This is a genomic window from Streptomyces sp. SS1-1, assembly GCF_008973465.1.
GTDB lineage: Bacteria > Actinomycetota > Actinomycetes > Streptomycetales > Streptomycetaceae > Streptomyces.
Window position 1 is genome coordinate 31849 of sequence record NZ_WBXN01000002.1, and the last position, 17592, is coordinate 49440.

A 17592-nucleotide genomic window follows, 5' to 3' on the forward strand; every position below is an offset into this window, starting at 1 on the left:
GGTAGCCGCATGACCGCTCCCTACGACCCGAACGATCGGGAAAAGGTAGTCGCGAAGCTGCCTGTGCAGCTACGCCGTGAACTCAAGATCCGGGCCGCCGAAGTCGGCATGGACATCCAGCACGCCGTCACCGCCGGCGTGAAGGCATGGCAGAAGACGGACAGCCACCCGACCGTCGATACCGCCGGTGGCTCCAGCTTCTCCACCTACCTACCCACGGGCCTGTACGCGGAGCTCAAGGTCAGCTGCAAGGCCCGCGGCCTCACCTACAACCAGGGCATGGCCCAAGCCATCCGCGGATGGCTCGACGCCACCCCGTCGCCGCGACGTGCGACCCCCAACATCACCGGCACTCGCCGCCTGATCATCGGCAACCAGAAGGGCGGCGTCGGCAAGACCAGCGTGGCGGCCGGAGTCGCCACGGCGCTCGCAGAGAACGGCAACAAGGTCGTCCTCATCGACTTCGACCCGCAATGCCACCTCACCCGCCAACTTGGCCACCAGATTCTCGACATCGAAGAGCCGAGCCTGGCCAAAGTCATGCTGGGCGAGACGAACCAGGACATGCGCAGCCTCCTAGTCCCGATAAAGGGCGGAGACTTCGAAGACCGCCTGTGGCTGCTCCCCGGCTGCAAGGACGCATTCCTTCTGGACGCGCGACTCGCCACCAGCCGCCACGTCCGTATCCGCGAGACGGCGCTGGAGAAGGCCCTCGAACCGCTCGAGGAAGACGTCGACTACGTCGTCGTCGACTGCCCGCCCAGCTTGGGCTACGCGATGGACACCGCCCTCTACTACGGACGTCTCCGTTCTGGCGAGGAACCCAACTCCTCCGGCATCGTCATCGTCGTCCTGGCGGAGGACTCCTCCGCCGACGCCTACGACATGCTCGACGAGCAGATCCAGGACCTCGCCGACGACCTCGACATCGACATCCCCAGCCTCGGCTTCGTGGTCAACATGTACGACAGCCGCAAGGGCTACGTCGCCACCTCATCCCTCGACAGCTGGAGAGAGATCGGCGAACCGCGCGTCCTCGCCGTCATTCCCGAGCTGAAAGACCAACGCGAGGCCGTGCGCGTCAAGAAGCCACTACTCGTGCACGCCCCCTACGGCGAACAAGCCGAAGCCATGCGCAACCTGGCCCGGGAGATCAGCTGATGAGCAAAGAAGAGGAACTCGGCAAGGGCGCATCTTTTGGCCGCAGCCGCGACCGCCGCAGCGAACGCGGCCGCGCCAAGGCGCTAGCGCAAGGCGACATCCCGCCCTACACACTCGTGCGCCTCCCGCTAGACGAGGTCGCCTCGACCCCGCTCAACCCGCGGCGCCGGTTCGGCACCGACGAAGACCTCACCCGCTTCGGCGAAGAGCTCCGCGCGGCCCAGCTCCACGCATGTGTCGCCGTCAGTCGGTCCGCCTACTTGAGCCTGTGGCCAGACCACGCTGCTCGCCTGGAACCATCAGCGCAACACGTCCTCGTCAACGGCGAACGCCGCGTGCGCAGCGCCCGGCACGTCTCCCTAACCCACCTCGACTTCGTCATCCGTGACGACCTCGCCGCAACGCGCGAGACGTTCATCAACCATGTTCTTCGGGAGAACCTTTCCCGCGAGAACTTCGACGTCATAGAACGCGCACACGGCGTCAAATCACTCGTCGAAGCGTGTGCAGAGGAAGCAGGGCCACGCGGAGCCCAAACCCGAGCTGCCGACCAGCTCGGACGCGACAAGTCCTGGGTCACGAACCAGTTGATCCTCCTCGCCCTACCTGAAGAACTCCAAACCCGTCTCAGCGAGGGCACCCTTCCCGAGCGCGATGGTCGCGTCATGGCCAGGCACGCCAAGGACAACCCAGATCTCGATGTCGAAGGGCTGCTGGCCTACCTTGACGAGACCCGGCAAGCAGAGAAGGAGAAGAAGGCGAGAGCATCTGCCGCCCTGGCCTCCGTTGCCGAGTCCTCCAAGAAGGATGGAACTGAAACCCCCGCGATCCCGTCACCGAGTGCACCGGTGGACACCTCGAACGGGAATGAGGGCCTCGGCACGGAGGAACTAGAGACGAGTGGTTCGTTGTCCGCGGACAACGAACCGGCGTCGGCAGCCGAGGGCAAGTCGGAGCTCTTCGACGGCGACCCGCTCGAGCAGCTCGATGTCTTCCGCCGCAGGGCAGTCAGGTTCGCCAAGGAAATGACCGGCCTAGAGGAGACCTACCGACTGGCGTCCAAAGCGAACCCTGAGCTCGCAGAGTCGCACCTGAGGCAGATCCTGGAGCGACTGGATCGAGTCGGGCGCCATCTAGAACTCCGTCAGAAGCAGTCGCAGTAAGTTCAATAGGAGTACTGGAGCGGTGGGGGGTGTTGTCCGCGGACAACACCCCCCACCGCAGTGGGACCCGCGTTGTGGGTGGCGGTTGCAAGGCTTGGACTGGTGAATGGCGATGATCAGCTGCTGAACGGCCGGGTCTCCGCTGCGGAGCACGACGACCTCAACCCCGGTCCGCTCCCGTACCGGACCTGTGCCGAACTGGTCGGCGGGCCGCTGGACGGCCTACTGCAGTCGACGACGGCGTAGCCCTGCCCACTGAGCTGTCACGGTGGCCCGGCGGCCTCGCCCTTTACGATCCGCGTCCTGGCGAGCCCCGCGCGCAGGGTCCTGGCGTCAGCTGTCGCTTCTACTGCTCCGGCGACACACCCTGACGCCAGGCCCGATCACGGCGCCGCCGCCCCGACCACAGACCCGACCGTGCCTGGTCAGCGGGGTGCCACATCGCTACTCGCCGTCCGGGGCAGGGAGCTGGATTCCCCTGGTACGTCAGATCCAGTGGATGCGTTGCCGCGTCGGCAGCAGGCTGAATTCGAGGGTGCGCAGCCCGGATCCCTCGGTCAGGTGCCACGGTGCGATCATCCACAGACCGTCCCGGTCGGGGACCGGCTCGACGGGGTAGCCGGTCAGCACCAGGTCCCAGCGGTCCGTGATCCCGTTGTCGCGGTCGTCTTCCACTGTCACCGTGCCGAGCACTTTGTGCGGGAGCTCCCGTCCAGCCTGCTTGGCTGTGAAGTTCTCCGAGAGCTCCTTGATGGTGAAATCCTTCTGGAGGTAAACCTCCCGGCTTGTCTCGCCAGGCTCGATGAGGATGACGCCGGCAGCAGTGGGCCGCCTGTTCTCATCGGCCACGACCAGGTCGCCGTCGAATCGAGCCTGCACGCGCCGGTCGCTGAGGTTCTCCAGGACCAGGACCTGTTGCAGAACGAGACGGTTGGCGCCGTCCTCATCCGCGGGGAAGTGCCATGTGTGCCCTGTCGGCCAGGTGCTGCAGGGCATCCCGGCGGGTGTCCATGCCTGCGGCTCCCACGGCGGGGGAGTGAGCTTGAGGGTGACCACCGGCGCTTGCGAGTCGAGCCGGCCGCGGATGGCGTCGGCGTTCATGAGCTGGCTGACCTGCAGCGTTTGACGTGTGAGGTATGCCTGCCACGCGACGAAGCCGAAGGCCAGGGTGGTGCTGATCGAGCCGAGGGCCACCCAGAAGGTTTCTGACATGGCGGAGATTTTGGCCCCACCCCGCAGGGCAGCGCCCGGGGTTCGAGACGAATCGTTAGCCAGCTAGAGAAGGCCGCGCGCCGGTTGGGCAGGGATGGTTCCCCCTATAGATCGCCCTACAGTTCCCCCTACACTCTCCCCTACAATGATCAAGTGTTCGGGTTGGAGCATCGGTGCAGCTCAGCGTACGGATCCGGGCCTGACTAGCGCTTCGACAGCCCCTTACTCTCACTTACTGTCAGTGAGAGTGTGGTGGAGTGATCGTCTCGGGGCCGCTGGGTCCCAGTGACCGCCCGGCCCCTGGACGGCTCCGGTGCCGCATACGCCTGGCGGGCGCAGCCCGTCGCGTGGCCCGCTGCGGGGACGAAGAGACGGAGAGCGGGAGGGGATCGGGTGGGCGGGACGCGGCGGTGGCCGTATGGGTCGACGGCGCGGGTGCGTGCTCTGGTGCTGCTGGCGCTGGGGGTGGTGAAGGTGGCCACGGCCGCCCAGCTGCGCGCTCTGGTGCTGCCGGGGACGGCGGATGCGCAGACGGTGCGCAACGCGTGCAAGGACCTTAAGGGTGCGGGGCTGGTGGAGTCGGTCGGGTCGACCAGCCGCCTGGGCAAGGCCGGCCAGCCGGTGACCGAGCAGCTGTGGAACCTCACCACCGCCGGCCTTGCGGCGGCCGCGACCGAACTGGACCGTCCCGTCCGTGAGATGGGCGGCACCGCGCGGGACGCGGCGAAGGCCGGCGCCGGGCACGCGCTGAAGGTGACGGACACGATCGACGCGTTCCGCCAGTCCGAGCCGCTGCCCACCAAGCGGGTTGCCCGGACGCGGCAGCCCGGCGCCGCGGCCGCCATTCCCGCGCAGCCGGCGGCGGTGACGCGCCCGCCGGGGCTGGGGAAGCTGCGGGGCTGGACCACCGAGGTCGCGCTGCCCGTCGTGGGCACGTTCACCGCGCCCGGTCGGGGAAGCCTGCGTGCCGATGCCGTTCTGACCGCGCCCGAGGACGGTGTGCCGGTGCTGTTCGTGGAGGTCGACAACCACACCGAGCCGCCGGCCGCCGTCGCCGACAAGATCGCCCGCTACCGGAAGTTCTTCCAACGCTCGGCGATGGACCACCGCGGCCAGGACGTGCCGCTGTGGTCGACGCTGTGGGAGGACTCCGGCCGCGGAGGCTTCCCGCCCGTTGCGCTCGTGTTCACCAAGCCGGTCGGCCCACGCGTCATGCAGGAACGCATCGGGGAGGTCGGCCGCCTGTCACAGGAGCACTGGCAGGGCCGCTGGCACACCGACTACACCAGCCCCGAGGGCAAGCGCGACGGCTACCGCGACTACGACGGCACCGTGCCCGTGCTCGCCACCACCCTGGCCCTGCTCGCCGAAAAGGGACCGCGCGGGCCGGTGTGGTGGCGCTACGGCCACACTGCGGTCGAGACCCTGGAGCAGGCCCTCGACAACCCCGACGACCACCGCGCCTACCGCCTACGCGACGAGCAGCGCCGCGCCGCCCGCCAGGCAGCCGACGAAGCCGGCCAGGCCCAGCGGGAGGAGGAGCGCCGCGTACGGGATGCCTCGAGGTGGTAGTGCCCGTCCTGCGGCAAGGACGTCTACCCCGACCCCGCTGCCAGCCTGGTGCCCGGCAGCGGTGAATGCGGAGTGTGCCGTGACCGCCGCGCACGCCTCGCACAGGAGGCACAGGAGGCACAGGAGCAGGCGGAGGCCGAGGCTGAGGCCTTGCGTTCGCGTCGACGTGAGGGCGCGTTCGGGTGGCTTCGCAAGTGAAGGACCCCGGGAATGAGGGAACCCGGCAAATTTGCCGGGTTCCGCTTAACTACGGGCCTTCACGGCTGCCCATAGCGGGCGAGGTTTGCTTTCAGCTCAGTGATGTGGGTCGGCGCGGGGGTGGGACTGCCCTCAGGAGCTCCCACAGCGGACGCGAGCCGGCTGCCCACGTAGCGAGCGTCTCGCGGTCCACTATGTGCAGCCGCTGCTGCCTCGCGAAAGCCACGGCGGGCGCCGTCACTCGTCCGTTCGTGACGATGACCGCGACGTCCGCGCCGTGCACCTGACGCGCTGTGCCGTTGAGCACTTGCAGATCAGGGGTTCCCACTGCCGATCCTCGGGCTCCGTTGCGGCGGTGCTTGCACTGGATGACCCAGCGGCGGCCGTAAGGGTCGGTTGCCTTCACGTCCGCGCCCAGGTCCCCGCCACCGCCGACACGGACGGCATTGCGGCATCCATCGCGGTACATCAGGTCCCGCACGGCGTCCTCGAACCGTGAGTGGTGCAGCCCGTCCAGCTGCGCAAGCCCGTACCGCAGACTCTGCGCTCGCGCGGCATCCCAACGCGCCCGCTGCTGACGCTGGTGCCCCCATGCGAAGCCTGCCAGGGAGGCGAGGAACGCGGCGATGACGAGGACCCACCAGTGGGTCACAAGCCAATCGACCACCACTATGAACAGCCCGATCGCGACCGCGGCAGCCGCCAGAACGCCGAACAGGTCCGCCTCTGCCTGCTTCCTGCTGCGCCGGCGTGGTCGACGCGCAGGGGACCGCCGCGGCGTCACCGGGCACCGTCCGAGCGCTCCCACGGGATCGGGTACGAGACCGTAGGCTGCGGCCGCTGCTTCACCGTGTTCGTGCTCTCGAACTTGACCGGATAGCGAACCGTGGACTGCGGACGCGGAGTCGACCCCCCTCCGCTCGCACCCCCACCGCCGCCGCCCATCCCCACGACCGCTAACGCGATGACGGCTAAGACCGTCATCTCCCGCCTTGCGCCCGGAGCCCATCGCGAATGACCGCGAACCGGCGTCCCGTCAGAGCGCACGTAATCCCGTACCCAAGGCAACGGATGCCTCCCCCTCGTGATGAATCCCCGCAACGGCCGGCCCATAGTTGCAGCCAGCACTGACAACGGGTCAGCTCACCACTGCGTGGGGTGATCAATCCAGGTGGGAACAGGCCAGCTCATACCTGCGCGCAGCTCGCGAGGGGGGCCTGGCGAAGCTGGAGGGTGTCTAGCCAATGCTGGGGCTTTCGGCCAGAACGCCGACGACCCTGAGGGCGAGGACGTCCGGCACGCCTCCGTCGGCCAGCTCGCGCTCACGTACTGGGTGAACCGGCACTTGCACCGCCTGTCGGTTCTGACCATCACCTGGCTCGGATAGCCCCGGTGCAGGCGCTCGACCCCGGCATGCAACGGCCAGGGACAGGACGTCGCCGGCGTGACAGGAACTCGGTCAGCGACCGTAGTAGCCGACACCCAGCCCACCCTTGATCGGGAATAAACGTGATTGCCGGAATTACTTATGATCACCCGGCATCTGTTGGATTGTCAGTGCCCGGTTCTACCTTCGAGGGGAAGTCCTCCCAAGCGAAGGCGGTGCACGTTGGCGAACGGCGTCTGGCACGAGGAACTCCAGCAAGTCCTCGCACTCGACAAGGACGACCTCGGTCTCCCCCGCGACAGCAGACACCTCGTGCCCGATTTGATCGACGCGCTACTTCGCCCGATTGCCGAACGCGACCGGTTCCTGCTGCAGTGCGTCGAAAGCCAGGCGGGTCGCGTGTGCAAGGCAGAGCAGAACGGCGTGCAGAGCCGTTTCATGTACGTCCGGAAGCATCGCGGACCCGATGGCCTGGTGCGCTTACGGGCGGCGCACCTGCCCACGTCCCACGAGATGACGCCGGAGGAAAGCGACCGGCACAAGGCCATGAAGGAGTTCGTGGCCCGGACCTGTGACGCGGCCGGCATCCGGTACGACGTGGAGAAGGCGACCAAGTTCCGAACGTCCCGGCCGGACGTGACCGTCATCGGTGATGGAGGGCTGAATCTGGGATGCGAGGCGCAGTACTACAACGCCAGCTCCGGGACGGTCCTGCGCCGGTCCCGAGCACACGCCAGCGCCGGGCTCACCGCCAACTGGATCACTGACAACGACAAGTTCCATCTCGTCGACCGAGCGAACTGGATGCTGACCCGGCCGGCGACGTGGCGGCAGATCAGCAATGCCATCGATCTTCCGCTGATGGGCGGATACCGCGTTCTCGTCGAGTGGGCCTGTACAGCGGCGGCCGAACGTCCGTGCCCCGACGGGCTGGCGAAGACTGGCTGCGGCCGGGTGCACCTGCAGTGGGACACCCCCCGGCGGCTGGACGACGAAGGTACGGGCTGGACCGGGGCAGCCGGAAACACCCGGGGTGTCACCGTCGGCCAGACGCTGATCGGCGCGGCCACCGGAGCCGTGGTGCCGCTCTTCATCCCCTCACAACGCAGCCCGCGGGCTGGGGCATACATGTGGGTGCCTGCCCGGGACCGGACCACGTGGTCCGGGTACCGGCCGATCGAAGAGCCGCCTGTGGAGGGAGTCGTCGAACCTGGCGACGCGATCCACTTCTCGGATGAGGAGGCGGAGCTGTCCTGCCGATTCGGAGAGGAAAAGTGGACGCCAAGCGCACCGTTGCCCCGACGCGGTCTCGCGCAGCTCTCCATCACTGTCGACAGGCCCCAGTCTTCCGTGCACCCAGCCGCGGCGGAGCTCGCGCCGCATCGTGTACCGCTGGTCCTTCGCCAGCCGCAACCCGCGGAGGGCGAGACCGGGGCTTTCCGACGTGACCAGGCGGCACAGCCCATCCCGCCCTTGGGCGCAGAGCCGGGTACCTGTCCAACCCCGGCTGCGCGGCTGCCGTCACAGCTGGTCAGCACCCCCACTGCAGAGAACCGACAAGCCCCTCAGGACGCGCCCAGCACAGGCACGCCGAAAGACGAACCAGATTCGAACACACCCATTGTTTCGGCCATGGCTGAGACGCGCTTTCCCAGCGACCTGCTCGCCGCCCGGACCCGCCTGAACCAGGCCACCGCGGAGCTGTCAGCGCTGCTGCGAACCCTGCCCTGGTCGGTGGAACCCCTAGATGGCTGGCCCGGTATCGAACACCCTCATACCAAAGAGGCCACCGAAGGCCGGGATCCCAGCCCAGGATGGACCAACGAGCAGAAGGCCGCCGTCGCCCGGCTGCGCCGGGAGTGCTTCGAACTGTCCGCAACTGTCGCTACTCACTCTTACTGGGATGCCTTCCAGGGCGAGGACGTGGTCAAGGAACGGATGCGACTCAGAGCTGCCTCCCGCCCCGAGATGACGATGACCACAGCGGGCCTGAGCCCGGCTGTCTGAGCCGTACGGCGCAGGGCATGTCCTACATCTACCCGCCCTCTGTGCGAAAGGTGCTGGGTTGGTGGGTGGTGGTGTGGTGGCTGGTTGGTGTGTTGGTCTGGGAGTTTTGGGTTCGCTCGGTCGGTTGGTTTGGTCGGTGGGCGTCGGGATTCCTGATGGGTGCGGGGTATCCCGGAGGGGGTGTGGCGAGGTCGGGGGGTGGGTGTGGTGTTGCGGGTGGTGCAGTCGTCCGGGCCAGGGACCGGTGGGCGGTCGGGCCCGGGTGGGTTGGATGGGGAGTTGGTGGACCGGTTCGTCCTCGCGGGGGCGGGGGCGGGGGTTTCGGATCGGTCGCTGGCGGAGGACCGTCAGGTCCTCATGGAGTTCGCTGCCTTTGTGGGCGCAGGCTTGTGGACGGTGCGGCCGGCGGTGGTGGATGGCTGGCTGGTGTATTTGCGTGGGGTGCGGGGGTTGGCGCGGGCGACGGTGTATGACCGGGCCAACACGGTCGCCCGGTTCTACGGCTTTGTGCTGGCCCGCTGTCAGCAGGAGGTGTATGCCCGTACGGGGTGGGTGGTGGTGCAGCCGGTTGATGAGTTCAACCGGCCCCGGCACACCGATTACGGGATGGTCCGGGTTCCGCCGTCGGTGGCGGAGGTGGCGGGCTTGTTCGACGGCTGGCGGGGGCAGGTGGCGGGTGCGCGGAAGTATCTGCCGGCGGCCCGTAATTATGTGGTGGCGTCGTTGTGGCGGCGGGCGGGCCTGCGGATCAATGAGTCGGTGATGCTGGATGTGGCGGACTGGCGGCCGGAGTTGGGCGGGTTCGGGAAGCTGCATGTGCGGTTCGGCAAGGGCAGCATGGGGCGGGGGCCCCGGGCTCGGCTGGTGCCGGGTATCGATGGGGTGGATGTGCTGCTGCAGTGGTGGCTGACGGAGCTGCGTCCGCGGTTCGGTGACGATCTGGGTGCGGCGGGTGCCCCGTTGTTTCCGAGTGAGCGGCGCCGGCCGGACGGCCGGCCGTCCCGGGTGGCGGCGTCGAGTCTGCGTGCGGCACTGGCGGGGGCTGTGCTGCATCATCTGCCCGCGTGGGCGGGCCGGTTGACCCCGCACACGCTGCGCCATTTCTGTGCGTCGTCGCTGTATGAGCGGGGGGTGGATCTCAAGGCGATCCAGGAGTTGCTCGGGCATGAGTGGCTGGTGACGACGACCCGCTACGTCCATGTGCGCAGCGAGCACATCGAGCAGGCGTGGGTGCGGGCGAACGCGCGGGTGGCTTCTCGTCTGGGGGTGGGCGGCTGATGCGCTGGGAGCTGAGGGCGCGGGCTGTCGAGCGGGGGATTGTCACGGCCGCGGAGATGCGCCGCCGGCTGGCCGGCCAGGGGCTGAGGGTCAGCGCGGGCAAGATGTCCCATCTGTGGTCGGGCAGGCCCCTGACGGTCCGCCTTGAGGATCTGGATGTCTTCTGCGCGGTGCTGGCCTGCCGGCCGTCGGATCTGCTGGTGCCGGAGGAACCCGCCCCGCCGCCTCACTTCGCTCCTGCGGCCGGCCACCAGCCGGCCGCGCCGCCTTTTCTGCCCGCGGCCGCAGGGCTCTCCCGGACGCGTCTGGTGCCGCCGCTGTGAAAGGTCCGGCGCGTGCCAGGGCGAGGTGCGGGGTGTGTGGGGTGCGGCCGCCGGCGATGGCGCGGGTGGAGTTCTGTTTCACGTGCTGGCCGGGCGGGCCGGTGGCGGCGCCGCCGTGTCTGCGCTGCGGGTCGTCCCGTCTGTTCTGGGCTGCGGGGCTGTGCATGCGCTGCCACCCGGGCGCGATCCCGCCGCCGGATTCGTGTACCGGCTGCCTGGCCTGGGGTGCGACACGGAATCTGGGCTGGCGGTGCAAGGGCTGCGCTTCCTGGTGCCGCAAATACACCCGTATCGGCCCCTGCGCGGTGTGCGCGCATACGGCGGTCCTGGACGCCGACGGGGTGTGCCGGCTGTGCCGCAAGCAGACCGCCTTGATCCGCAGCCCGCACGCGCGCACCCCCTACAGCGAGGTCGCGCGCAGTGGGCAGCAGCTGTTCATCGCTGATCTGTTCTCCAGCCGCCACCGCGGCGCTGCGATGACCGCGCCCGCTCCCTCTCGCCCCCTCCCGGCACCGCCGCCGGCGTACCGCCAGTTGTTGCTCTTCACCGCCGCCCGCACCCTCAGCCGCCGCGGCGGCTTCCGGGGCCTGGCCGAGCGCGCCGACCCTCACCTGGCCGCCTGGGTGGACCGGTTCACCATCGAGCGGGCCGCCCGCCACGGGTGGAGCCGGGATCTGACCTGGCGCGTGAGGACCGGCGTCACCATCATTCTCGGCTTCCTCACCGCTCCCGGCGCGGCCGTCACCGCCGACGACCTCGCGGTTCTGACGGAGGCGAACCTGCCCCACGCGCACGTCACGGACGTCCTCGAGGCGGCCGGCCTCCTGGCCGACGACGACCGTGTTCCCACCCTCACCGCCTGGGCCGCCTCACGCATCACCCACCTGCCCGCCGCGATGGCCGGTGAGGTGTGGGCCTGGTACGCCGTCATGCGAGACGGCCACGCCACCATGCCGCGGCGCCGGCCCCGCTCCGAGACCACCACCCGACTCCACCTGCGCTGGGCCCTGCCCGCCCTCACCCAGTGGGCCGCCCAGGGAAAGACGTCCCTGCGTGAGATCACCCCCGCCGACGTCCGTGCCGTGCTCCCCGCAGCCGGTGCCGCACGCACTCAGATGGGCCAGGGTCTGCGCTCGCTCTTCCGTGTCCTCAAAGCCCACCGCCGCGTCTTCACCAACCCCGCCAGCAAGATCAAGACCGCTCACCCGGACCCCACCATCCCGATGCCGCTGCGCGTGGACCACGTCCGCCACGCCCTCACCTCAACCGACCCTGCCCAGGCCCTGCTGTGCGCCCTGATCGCCTTCCACGCTCTGTCCGCACACCAGCTGCAACACCTCCAGCTCACCCACCTGCACGGCGCCCGCCTCGACGTCGACGGCCGCACGATCACCCTCGCCGACCCGGTCCGCGATCGCCTGGCCTCCTACCTCGAGCATCGCCGCCGGCACTGGCCCGACACCGCCAACCCGCACCTGTTCGTACACTTCCGCAGCGCCAACACCACCACGCACGTCGGCCACCGATGGATCAACCTGCACCTCGGCCCCCACCTGACCTGCCGCTCCCTGCGCAACGACCGCCTGCTCCACGAAGCCCTCGCCACCGAAGGCGACGCCAAACGACTCGGGGACCTGTTCGGCATCAGCACCCGCACCGCCCACCGCTACGCCAGCACCATCAGCCACCCCGACCTCCAGCGCCCGCAACCGGGTCATTCCCACCCGTAACGCCGACCGGTCTTGCGCCCGGGGCCGCTCCTGCCACCACCGGACGGCATCGGGTAGCAGAGCTTGAACGCGGAGGTCCGTGTCGTGTGTCTGTGGTCGCTCAGCGGCGGTTGGTCAGGCGGCTGTCGTTCCAGAAGAAGTACGGGTCGTGTCCCAGGACGTGCGCGGTACGCAGGTGCCGGCGGAGCATCGAAGCCCGCGGAAAGGATGAGGGAAGCCAGCCGTAGTGCTGCATGTCGGGGCGGATAGCCCCTTGGATGGGATAGATGGCCCGGTAGTAGGGCAGCGTGTCGACGAAGAAGAGGACGCCGCCTGCGGAGAGAGTGACGCTGCTCAGCGTTCTCTCGATGAGGTAGTAGTCGAAGATCTTCTCAAGCGAGGCGACGGTCGAGGCCTCCAACTGCTGAGGCTCCATCCCCATCGGTCCTGCGGTGTAGAGCTGCACGAGGGTCTGCCAGCACTGCTGGGACATGGGGTTAGTCAGGTACTGCTCCAGGAGTTCAGGCCCCTGCCGCTGGATCCTGTCCATCTCGCCCTGCAGGTTGTGCAACTCCCGCTCGTAGTGCTGGTTGAACCGGTGGCTGGCTGTTGAGAAGTCCAGTCGTGCCTGGACTTGGGCCCGTTGGGAAGCGATCTGGCGAAGGTCCGACAGATGGATGTTCAGCAGTCGGCTCACGACCGTCGGCCTGGACCGGAACAGGATGGCCAGGCCGTGCGCTTCGGCCGTTGTGTCCTCGACCGGTGCGAAGGCCCCCGGCTTGAGCGCCTGCGCCACCACGTCACTCAGCAGAGAGGTGGCGAGCCTCAGACGTGTCTCGACTGCGGGGATGCGCCTGAAAGCGCTGTGGAGCCTGGTGTGATCCACGTGGAAGACCCCCGCCAGGTCCCAGATGATCCCGGCACGCCGTTTGGGCAGGGCTCCGTCGAGCTCGATCCGGCGATAGGTGTTCACTGCGACCCAAGCCTGGACGCAACCTCGCTCATGGTCAGCCCGCGCGCCACCCGCAGGTCGCAGAGCTGGATGTCGCTGGTCAGCAGAGCGGTGGCCGGCACTTTTACAGAGGCGGCGAGCTGCGCAAGGCGCACCGGGGAGGGACTGCTGCGGCCGTTCTCGTAGCTGAGAATCAGTGCCTTGGACGTGCCGACGCTGCGTGCCAGGCAGGCAGCGGTCAGCGTATGGCCGTGCTCCTCGCATTTAGCCTCTAAACGGGCGGACTTCAGGGCCGCGCCGTCGAAGCCTGTGACACCCCGTGCCATGGCATCCTGACCAATCGTGGAACTGCTTAAGTGCATGGAGGCTCACCATGCTGCCTTGTGAGGCGGCTCTGCGTGAGGCGTAATACCGCAGCCTGATTGTAGGCGGGAGCCTCAGTTGGGTACTGTTGAGATGCAAAAGATGGTTGGCATGAGAGCGCTGACTCCCCATGCTGGGAGCCATGTGCAACCCTGCACATGGAACCAAAAGCTCGGATGCGCCCCCTGGCCGGGGGTACTCATCTGTTGCAGAAAACCAAGATGCCGCGTGCCCTCCCCTGCCACGGTTCGAGCACACGGCACCTTGTCCGACCAGAAGCGGTCTCGGCTGTTGGCGCAGCCGGGACCGTTTTCGTTACGGCCAGAGCCACTCGAACAGCGCGCGAACTGCAGCCGCAATGGCCGCCTTCAGCGCCAGTCGGGTAAGCCGCCGGCGGTAACGCTTCTTGCCGGGCTCCTTCTCGCCCGCGGGGGGCGAGCTTTCGACCGACATGGTCGTCCTCCTTTCCCGGGTTCGGTCGACCCGCGCGGAGTCGGCCGGGCCCCTCGATGGGAAGGAGTGGGAACCATCGTAGCGGCATCCACAGGCGTCAATTCCGAGACACATACCGCACCTCTCCTCTACGCGCGCAGATCAGCAGTGAGAACGAACTCACCAGCCAGATCAGGCTCCTGAGCACACGTCACCAGGACCCGCTCTCGCGCGAAAACGATCAAAAGGCGCAACAACACGAGCCGCTCTGCGCTCCACATGCCCTGGACCGAACGTAAACAAAGGGCCGAGAAGATCATCGGCTTGTTCCCGCTGTTCCCACGCGACAAGAGCGTCGCCAGCTGTCGGATGGCGACGGGCCTCCACCACGAGCCAGGCCCCTGCTCCGGCCATACGGACCTACAAACGCGACGCGCAGCCACTGTCCGCCTGTCCGCCCAGGCGCCCAGGACCGGCTGCGGTCATGGAGGTGATCCGGGCGGCGGATCCGTCCGCGCCGCCGTCTCGACGGCCGGTGCGTCGGTGGGGGGTGGGGTGGCCTTGCGTACGCGTTCGAGGTGGCCCAAGCCTTCTGCCGCCCCGGTGACTTGACTGAGAAGACGGTCTTCGTGCCGGCGCCGCATCGACTCCGTACGAAAGCGGGAGAAAGCCGCGAGGGCCTCGCTCACGCTCTGGCTCACCGCAGTGAGCACTCGAGGCAGCGCGAGGGCAAGCACGACCCACACGGGGAGTACTGCCAGGCCTGCGAGCGCGGTGGGGCTGAGGCTGTCAGGGATGAGGGGCGCGGTCACGTCGGAACTCCACAAAGACAAGGCGGGCCAGAGACGGAGGCTTCACCCACTGGTGCGTTCAAGCAGCGGTTGGACAGTGCCAAAGCAGGAGAATCCTTGGCACGCACTGTGATCGAGTCAGGTGTTAGCGGCGCAAGCCCGCAGCGGAGCAGGAACATTGACACGACGCGCCCTATCCGAGGCAGGCTGGTGCGGGCCGCTACACGAGTACCGGCCTAGCCGCGCGACCAGCGGCACCCGGACCCGCACCGAGCCCATGACACGCGGTGATCAGGATCAGGGTGAGGAGGCCGATCGAGTCACCGGTCAGCGAGGGAATCCGCTCGCGTCCTGGCAGGGCATATAGATGCCGCAGGCCCCCGGGGGATCAGCCATGACATCCCCCGGGGCCCCTCGGGGGCCGCATCGTCCAACGCCGCCGTCCCATAGGGGCCGACTGCGTTCTCCTGACAGTGGTGCGTTGCTGTGCGTCGCGGCCCTGTTGTCAGTGCCCGGGAGCACAATGATGAGAAGTCACTCACCTGGAGCAACAGGAGCAGGATGGACAGGCGCCTCATCCGTACCGCGGTCTTCGGCAGCCCGGACTCTGACGAGCCAGCTCTGTGTCCTGAGACCCCTGAGGAACTGGATGCTTTCCGGCGTGAGCACGAAGACGTCACCATCTGGTGCGGCACCATGTTCGAGGGCGGGTGTGGCCGTCAGCTCATGACCAGGCGGTGCACCGACAAGATCTGCCACTTCGCCCACTACGGAAGCGGCGGGGAAGGCCATCAGTGCGGCCGCAAGGAGCGCGGTAAGGACAGCGCCGACCATCTCTTCGCCAAGGCCCACTTTGGCGTCCTGGCTGCGTGAGCTCGGCATCGCTGCCGAGTTCACCTACCCCGAGCCGCGCGGGTCCGCTGTGGTGATCCGCTTGGAGGACGGACGGTCACTCCTGGTCCACCTCGACCGAAACCGACCCGTCGCCTGGAACAACGAGGCGTGGGAGACCATTCTGGGGCCCGGCGTACGCATGGCCCGGGCGTGCTTGCCCAGCGCGGCTACGTCCACCGGATCCGCTTCGACGACCGTCCCGAGGGCGGCCGCCACATGCAATTCGGCACCGAGCTCCCCGGCGAGGCACCACCTGGGGCAGCCTGGTCGACGCCGTCCTGACCCCCGAGAACCTGTGCTCCACACGACCAAGCCCGCCGCCATCCACGCGCCGGCCCCCGCTGTACAGCAGGTGACCGCTCCGGCGGGGCGGGCGATCGTGACCGTAGCCCCCTCCACCGCCCACACCGCGTCCGTGGCGCGGCAGGCCGATTCCGTCCGGCGGGCGCTCCTTCGTCTCGACATCGCCCTGCGTGACCATCCAAGGGGAGTCCTGCCCGCAGTGGAGACCATCCGGCGGCTCCTGGAGGCCGACCAGGAACCGCACGAAGCGGCAAGGCTGCGCATCGCCCTGGGCCGCGGTGAGCGCTGGCTGGAGGAGCGCGCACGGCGTCGGCGGGCTGTCGTGGAACGGCTTCAGGAACGGCCGGCCCTGAGTTGTACAGGCAGGCCGCTGAGCTGATGAAGGACCCCGACGCCTCGGCAGAGGAAAGGGAGATCGTCGCTGCCGTCGAGGCCCGAGCCCGGCGTGTTCAGGAGCAGGAGCGAGCGGCCCGGGAGCAGGAGAGGCCGCCAGGCGCGAAGCCGAGGACCGTGAGAGGGCAGAGCGGCGCGCAACTGCAGAACGCGAATGGGCCGAGAGAGCAGAAAGGCGCGCAGCCGAGAAGGCAGAGGCCAAAGAACGCTCCGTCCTCCAGGCCCGCGTGGAGAAGGCGCAGAAACTCGCTCCGGCCGTCCGCGGTGCGTTGAAGAAGGCGGCCCGCGAGCAACGCACCACCACCTGGTCGGAAATCCAGCAGAAGACCGGCTTGCACCAGCTGGGTCGCCTCGACCACGAGGACAAGGTGGAACTGCTGTCGCTCGTGGAGAGCGAACACCGCCCCTGACACCCCCCTGTGGTCAGCTCTTCTCGCCGCTGACGGGGACAGCGCCGCGCTACGCCTCCACCGCGACGTCTCGCCCGTCTCAGCCGGCCCCTGCCCCCCAACGACGGCCGACCTCATCAACCAGCTCGCCGCAGAACGCACACAACTCCACCGCCCGTGGTAGCCAACACGTGACATCTTGGCCCGTGCTCGACCGCCTTTCACAGCGCATGCCGAGGGCGTCCAGCGCGGCCTTGCGTTGAGGGCTGAGTTTGGCTGCGCGGCGGCGTGCGTTGGCGATGAACGATCCCAGCCCGAGCTGCTTGCCGTCGATTTCCTCGCGGTGCTGGCGGGGGACGCGTAGGTGGCCTTCGCGGGCGTGGAACTGGCGGGCTGCGGCCATGTTCTGCTCCCAGATCTCGTCCTGGGACCGCCGCACCGGCCGGAGCTCCCGCCCTGCTCGGAGTCGATCCCGAGGGATTCCAGGAGCCACTGCTGGGCCGGAACCAGCCGATCCACCCGGCGCGCGTGCCCTGCGATCCAGGTCCCCAGGTCTTCGCCCTGGACGACGACCTCTCCCGTGCCGGCCGGGAGAGCCCCGCCAGCCTTCACGTGGGCGAGGTGAGCCGGTAACACCTCTGCCACCCGATCTCCCACGCCGGGCACCACCCAGGATCGATCTCGTCCAGCGCATCCATCCGCGCCGGGGAAAGCTCACCGCACTGGACACCCCCGTTTCCCCGTTCGCGCGCCGTACGGCGTTCTCACGCGCCTTCTTGCCGCTGCACGCTGGTTTTGGCCCACACCCCGATGGGGAAACCGTCCCCGCCCCACACCGCGGACGCCGGCGCAGGAAGTGCCCATGCGTGTCGGCGTAGGAGCGGGCCACCTCCAGGCCGGCCTCCACGCGGATGCATGCACGGACCAGACCATGCCAGAGCCTCCAGCTCCGCCACCCTCGACGCCTCCAGAACCCCGCCGCGTAGTACTTCCGCTGATCAGCGACGAACACCCCCCACGGATGCGAGCCCACGCCCGGCCAGTCCTCCGGCGTGACATACGTGA

17 protein-coding genes and 1 pseudogene are annotated in these 17592 nt (G+C 68.3%); 12 read left to right on the plus strand and 6 right to left on the minus strand.

Going from position 1 to position 17592, the window contains the following annotated elements; all coding sequences use genetic code 11:
- The first annotated feature begins 9 nt into the window (after positions 1-9).
- From F8R89_RS01155 to F8R89_RS01165, 3 genes and pseudogenes are all read left to right on the plus strand, one after another.
- A complete protein-coding gene (locus F8R89_RS01155; protein ID WP_151782179.1) occupies positions 10-1161 on the plus strand; it encodes a ParA family protein in 1152 nt (383 codons plus the stop codon).
- Complete coding sequence (locus F8R89_RS01160; RefSeq protein WP_192806014.1) at positions 1161-2324, plus strand: ParB/RepB/Spo0J family partition protein; 1164 nt, start codon at positions 1161-1163, stop codon at positions 2322-2324. The genes F8R89_RS01155 and F8R89_RS01160 overlap by 1 nt, the downstream gene beginning before the upstream one ends.
- Positions 2325-2426: 102 nt before the next feature.
- Positions 2427-2695: pseudogene (locus F8R89_RS01165) on the plus strand (hypothetical protein).
- 115 nt (positions 2696-2810) lie between these two features.
- Here F8R89_RS01165 and F8R89_RS01170 read toward each other — a convergent pair.
- Entirely contained in the window at positions 2811-3536 is a 726-nt protein-coding gene (locus F8R89_RS01170) for a hypothetical protein (protein ID WP_151782180.1), read from the minus strand.
- 435 nt (positions 3537-3971) lie between these two features.
- On the opposite strand from F8R89_RS01170, the gene F8R89_RS01175 reads away from it, so the two are divergent.
- Positions 3972-5108 (plus strand): replication-relaxation family protein, encoded by a 1137-nt coding sequence (locus F8R89_RS01175; protein WP_192806015.1) that lies wholly within the window; start codon positions 3972-3974, stop codon positions 5106-5108.
- A gap of 289 nt (positions 5109-5397) precedes the next feature.
- On the opposite strand, the gene F8R89_RS01180 is transcribed toward F8R89_RS01175, so the two are convergent.
- Positions 5398-6090 (minus strand): restriction endonuclease, encoded by a 693-nt coding sequence (locus tag F8R89_RS01180; RefSeq protein WP_151782182.1) that lies wholly within the window; start codon positions 6088-6090, stop codon positions 5398-5400.
- A gap of 825 nt (positions 6091-6915) precedes the next feature.
- Between F8R89_RS01180 and F8R89_RS36510 the strand changes: the two genes are divergently transcribed.
- From F8R89_RS36510 to F8R89_RS01210, 4 genes are all read left to right on the plus strand, one after another.
- Positions 6916-8700, plus strand: coding sequence for a hypothetical protein (locus F8R89_RS36510; RefSeq protein ID WP_225994281.1), 1785 nt, complete (start codon positions 6916-6918; stop codon positions 8698-8700).
- 282 nt (positions 8701-8982) lie between these two features.
- Positions 8983-9978, plus strand: coding sequence for a tyrosine-type recombinase/integrase (locus F8R89_RS01200; RefSeq protein WP_225994249.1), 996 nt, complete (start codon positions 8983-8985; stop codon positions 9976-9978).
- Positions 9978-10301: a helix-turn-helix domain-containing protein gene (locus F8R89_RS01205; RefSeq protein ID WP_151782000.1), complete on the plus strand. Its 324-nt coding sequence runs from the start codon at positions 9978-9980 to the stop codon at positions 10299-10301. Before F8R89_RS01200 ends, F8R89_RS01205 begins: the two co-directional genes overlap by 1 nt.
- A gap of 305 nt (positions 10302-10606) precedes the next feature.
- The gene (locus tag F8R89_RS01210; protein ID WP_151781999.1) at positions 10607-12031 is read left to right on the plus strand and encodes a hypothetical protein; all 1425 of its coding nucleotides are present in this window, start codon (positions 10607-10609) and stop codon (positions 12029-12031) included.
- A 100-nt stretch (positions 12032-12131) separates the two neighbouring features.
- On the opposite strand, the gene F8R89_RS01215 is transcribed toward F8R89_RS01210, so the two are convergent.
- The 3 genes from F8R89_RS01215 to F8R89_RS36075 all read right to left on the minus strand — a co-directional run bounded on the left by F8R89_RS01215 (position 12132) and on the right by F8R89_RS36075 (position 13778).
- Positions 12132-12983: a hypothetical protein gene (locus F8R89_RS01215; RefSeq protein ID WP_151782184.1), complete on the minus strand. Its 852-nt coding sequence runs from the start codon at positions 12981-12983 to the stop codon at positions 12132-12134.
- Positions 12980-13324 (minus strand): helix-turn-helix domain-containing protein, encoded by a 345-nt coding sequence (locus tag F8R89_RS01220; RefSeq protein WP_151782185.1) that lies wholly within the window; start codon positions 13322-13324, stop codon positions 12980-12982. Before F8R89_RS01220 ends, F8R89_RS01215 begins: the two co-directional genes overlap by 4 nt.
- Before the next feature lie 316 nt (positions 13325-13640).
- Positions 13641-13778: a hypothetical protein gene (locus F8R89_RS36075; RefSeq protein WP_192805992.1), complete on the minus strand. Its 138-nt coding sequence runs from the start codon at positions 13776-13778 to the stop codon at positions 13641-13643.
- Positions 13779-15109: 1331 nt separating this feature from the next.
- Between F8R89_RS36075 and F8R89_RS01225 the strand changes: the two genes are divergently transcribed.
- The 4 genes from F8R89_RS01225 (at position 15110) to F8R89_RS01235 (ending at position 16548) form a co-directional block, all read left to right on the plus strand.
- Positions 15110-15421, plus strand: coding sequence for a hypothetical protein (locus tag F8R89_RS01225; RefSeq protein ID WP_151782186.1), 312 nt, complete (start codon positions 15110-15112; stop codon positions 15419-15421).
- A 171-nt stretch (positions 15422-15592) separates the two neighbouring features.
- A complete protein-coding gene (locus tag F8R89_RS37045; RefSeq protein WP_264158874.1) occupies positions 15593-15724 on the plus strand; it encodes a hypothetical protein in 132 nt (43 codons plus the stop codon).
- 97 nt (positions 15725-15821) lie between these two features.
- Positions 15822-16124, plus strand: a complete 303-nt coding sequence (locus F8R89_RS01230) for a hypothetical protein (protein WP_151782187.1) — start codon at positions 15822-15824, stop codon at positions 16122-16124.
- A 241-nt stretch (positions 16125-16365) separates the two neighbouring features.
- Positions 16366-16548 carry a hypothetical protein gene (locus F8R89_RS01235; protein ID WP_151782188.1) on the plus strand — a complete coding sequence of 61 codons (183 nt, stop codon included), beginning with the start codon at positions 16366-16368 and terminating at the stop codon, positions 16546-16548.
- 79 nt (positions 16549-16627) lie between these two features.
- On the opposite strand, the gene F8R89_RS37300 is transcribed toward F8R89_RS01235, so the two are convergent.
- Positions 16628-17221 carry a helicase associated domain-containing protein gene (locus F8R89_RS37300; protein ID WP_225994283.1) on the minus strand — a complete coding sequence of 198 codons (594 nt, stop codon included), beginning with the start codon at positions 17219-17221 and terminating at the stop codon, positions 16628-16630.
- Between the last annotated feature and the right edge of the window lie 371 nt (positions 17222-17592).

Bases quoted from the DNA above. Each gene is read 5' to 3' on its own strand.
- F8R89_RS01155 (WP_151782179.1), top strand. From the start codon at position 10: ATGACCGCTCCCTACGACCCGAACGATCGGGAAAAGGTAGTCGCGAAG.
- F8R89_RS01160 (WP_192806014.1), top strand. From the start codon at position 1,161: ATGAGCAAAGAAGAGGAACTCGGCAAGGGCGCATCTTTTGGCCGCAGC.
- F8R89_RS01170 (WP_151782180.1), bottom strand. From the start codon at position 3,536: ATGTCAGAAACCTTCTGGGTGGCCCTCGGCTCGATCAGCACCACCCTG.
- F8R89_RS01205 (WP_151782000.1), top strand. From the start codon at position 9,978: ATGCGCTGGGAGCTGAGGGCGCGGGCTGTCGAGCGGGGGATTGTCACG.
- F8R89_RS01220 (WP_151782185.1), bottom strand. From the start codon at position 13,324: ATGCACTTAAGCAGTTCCACGATTGGTCAGGATGCCATGGCACGGGGT.
- F8R89_RS36075 (WP_192805992.1), bottom strand. From the start codon at position 13,778: ATGTCGGTCGAAAGCTCGCCCCCCGCGGGCGAGAAGGAGCCCGGCAAG.
- F8R89_RS01225 (WP_151782186.1), top strand. From the start codon at position 15,110: ATGGACAGGCGCCTCATCCGTACCGCGGTCTTCGGCAGCCCGGACTCT.
- F8R89_RS37300 (WP_225994283.1), bottom strand. From the start codon at position 17,221: ATGCGCTGGACGAGATCGATCCTGGGTGGTGCCCGGCGTGGGAGATCG.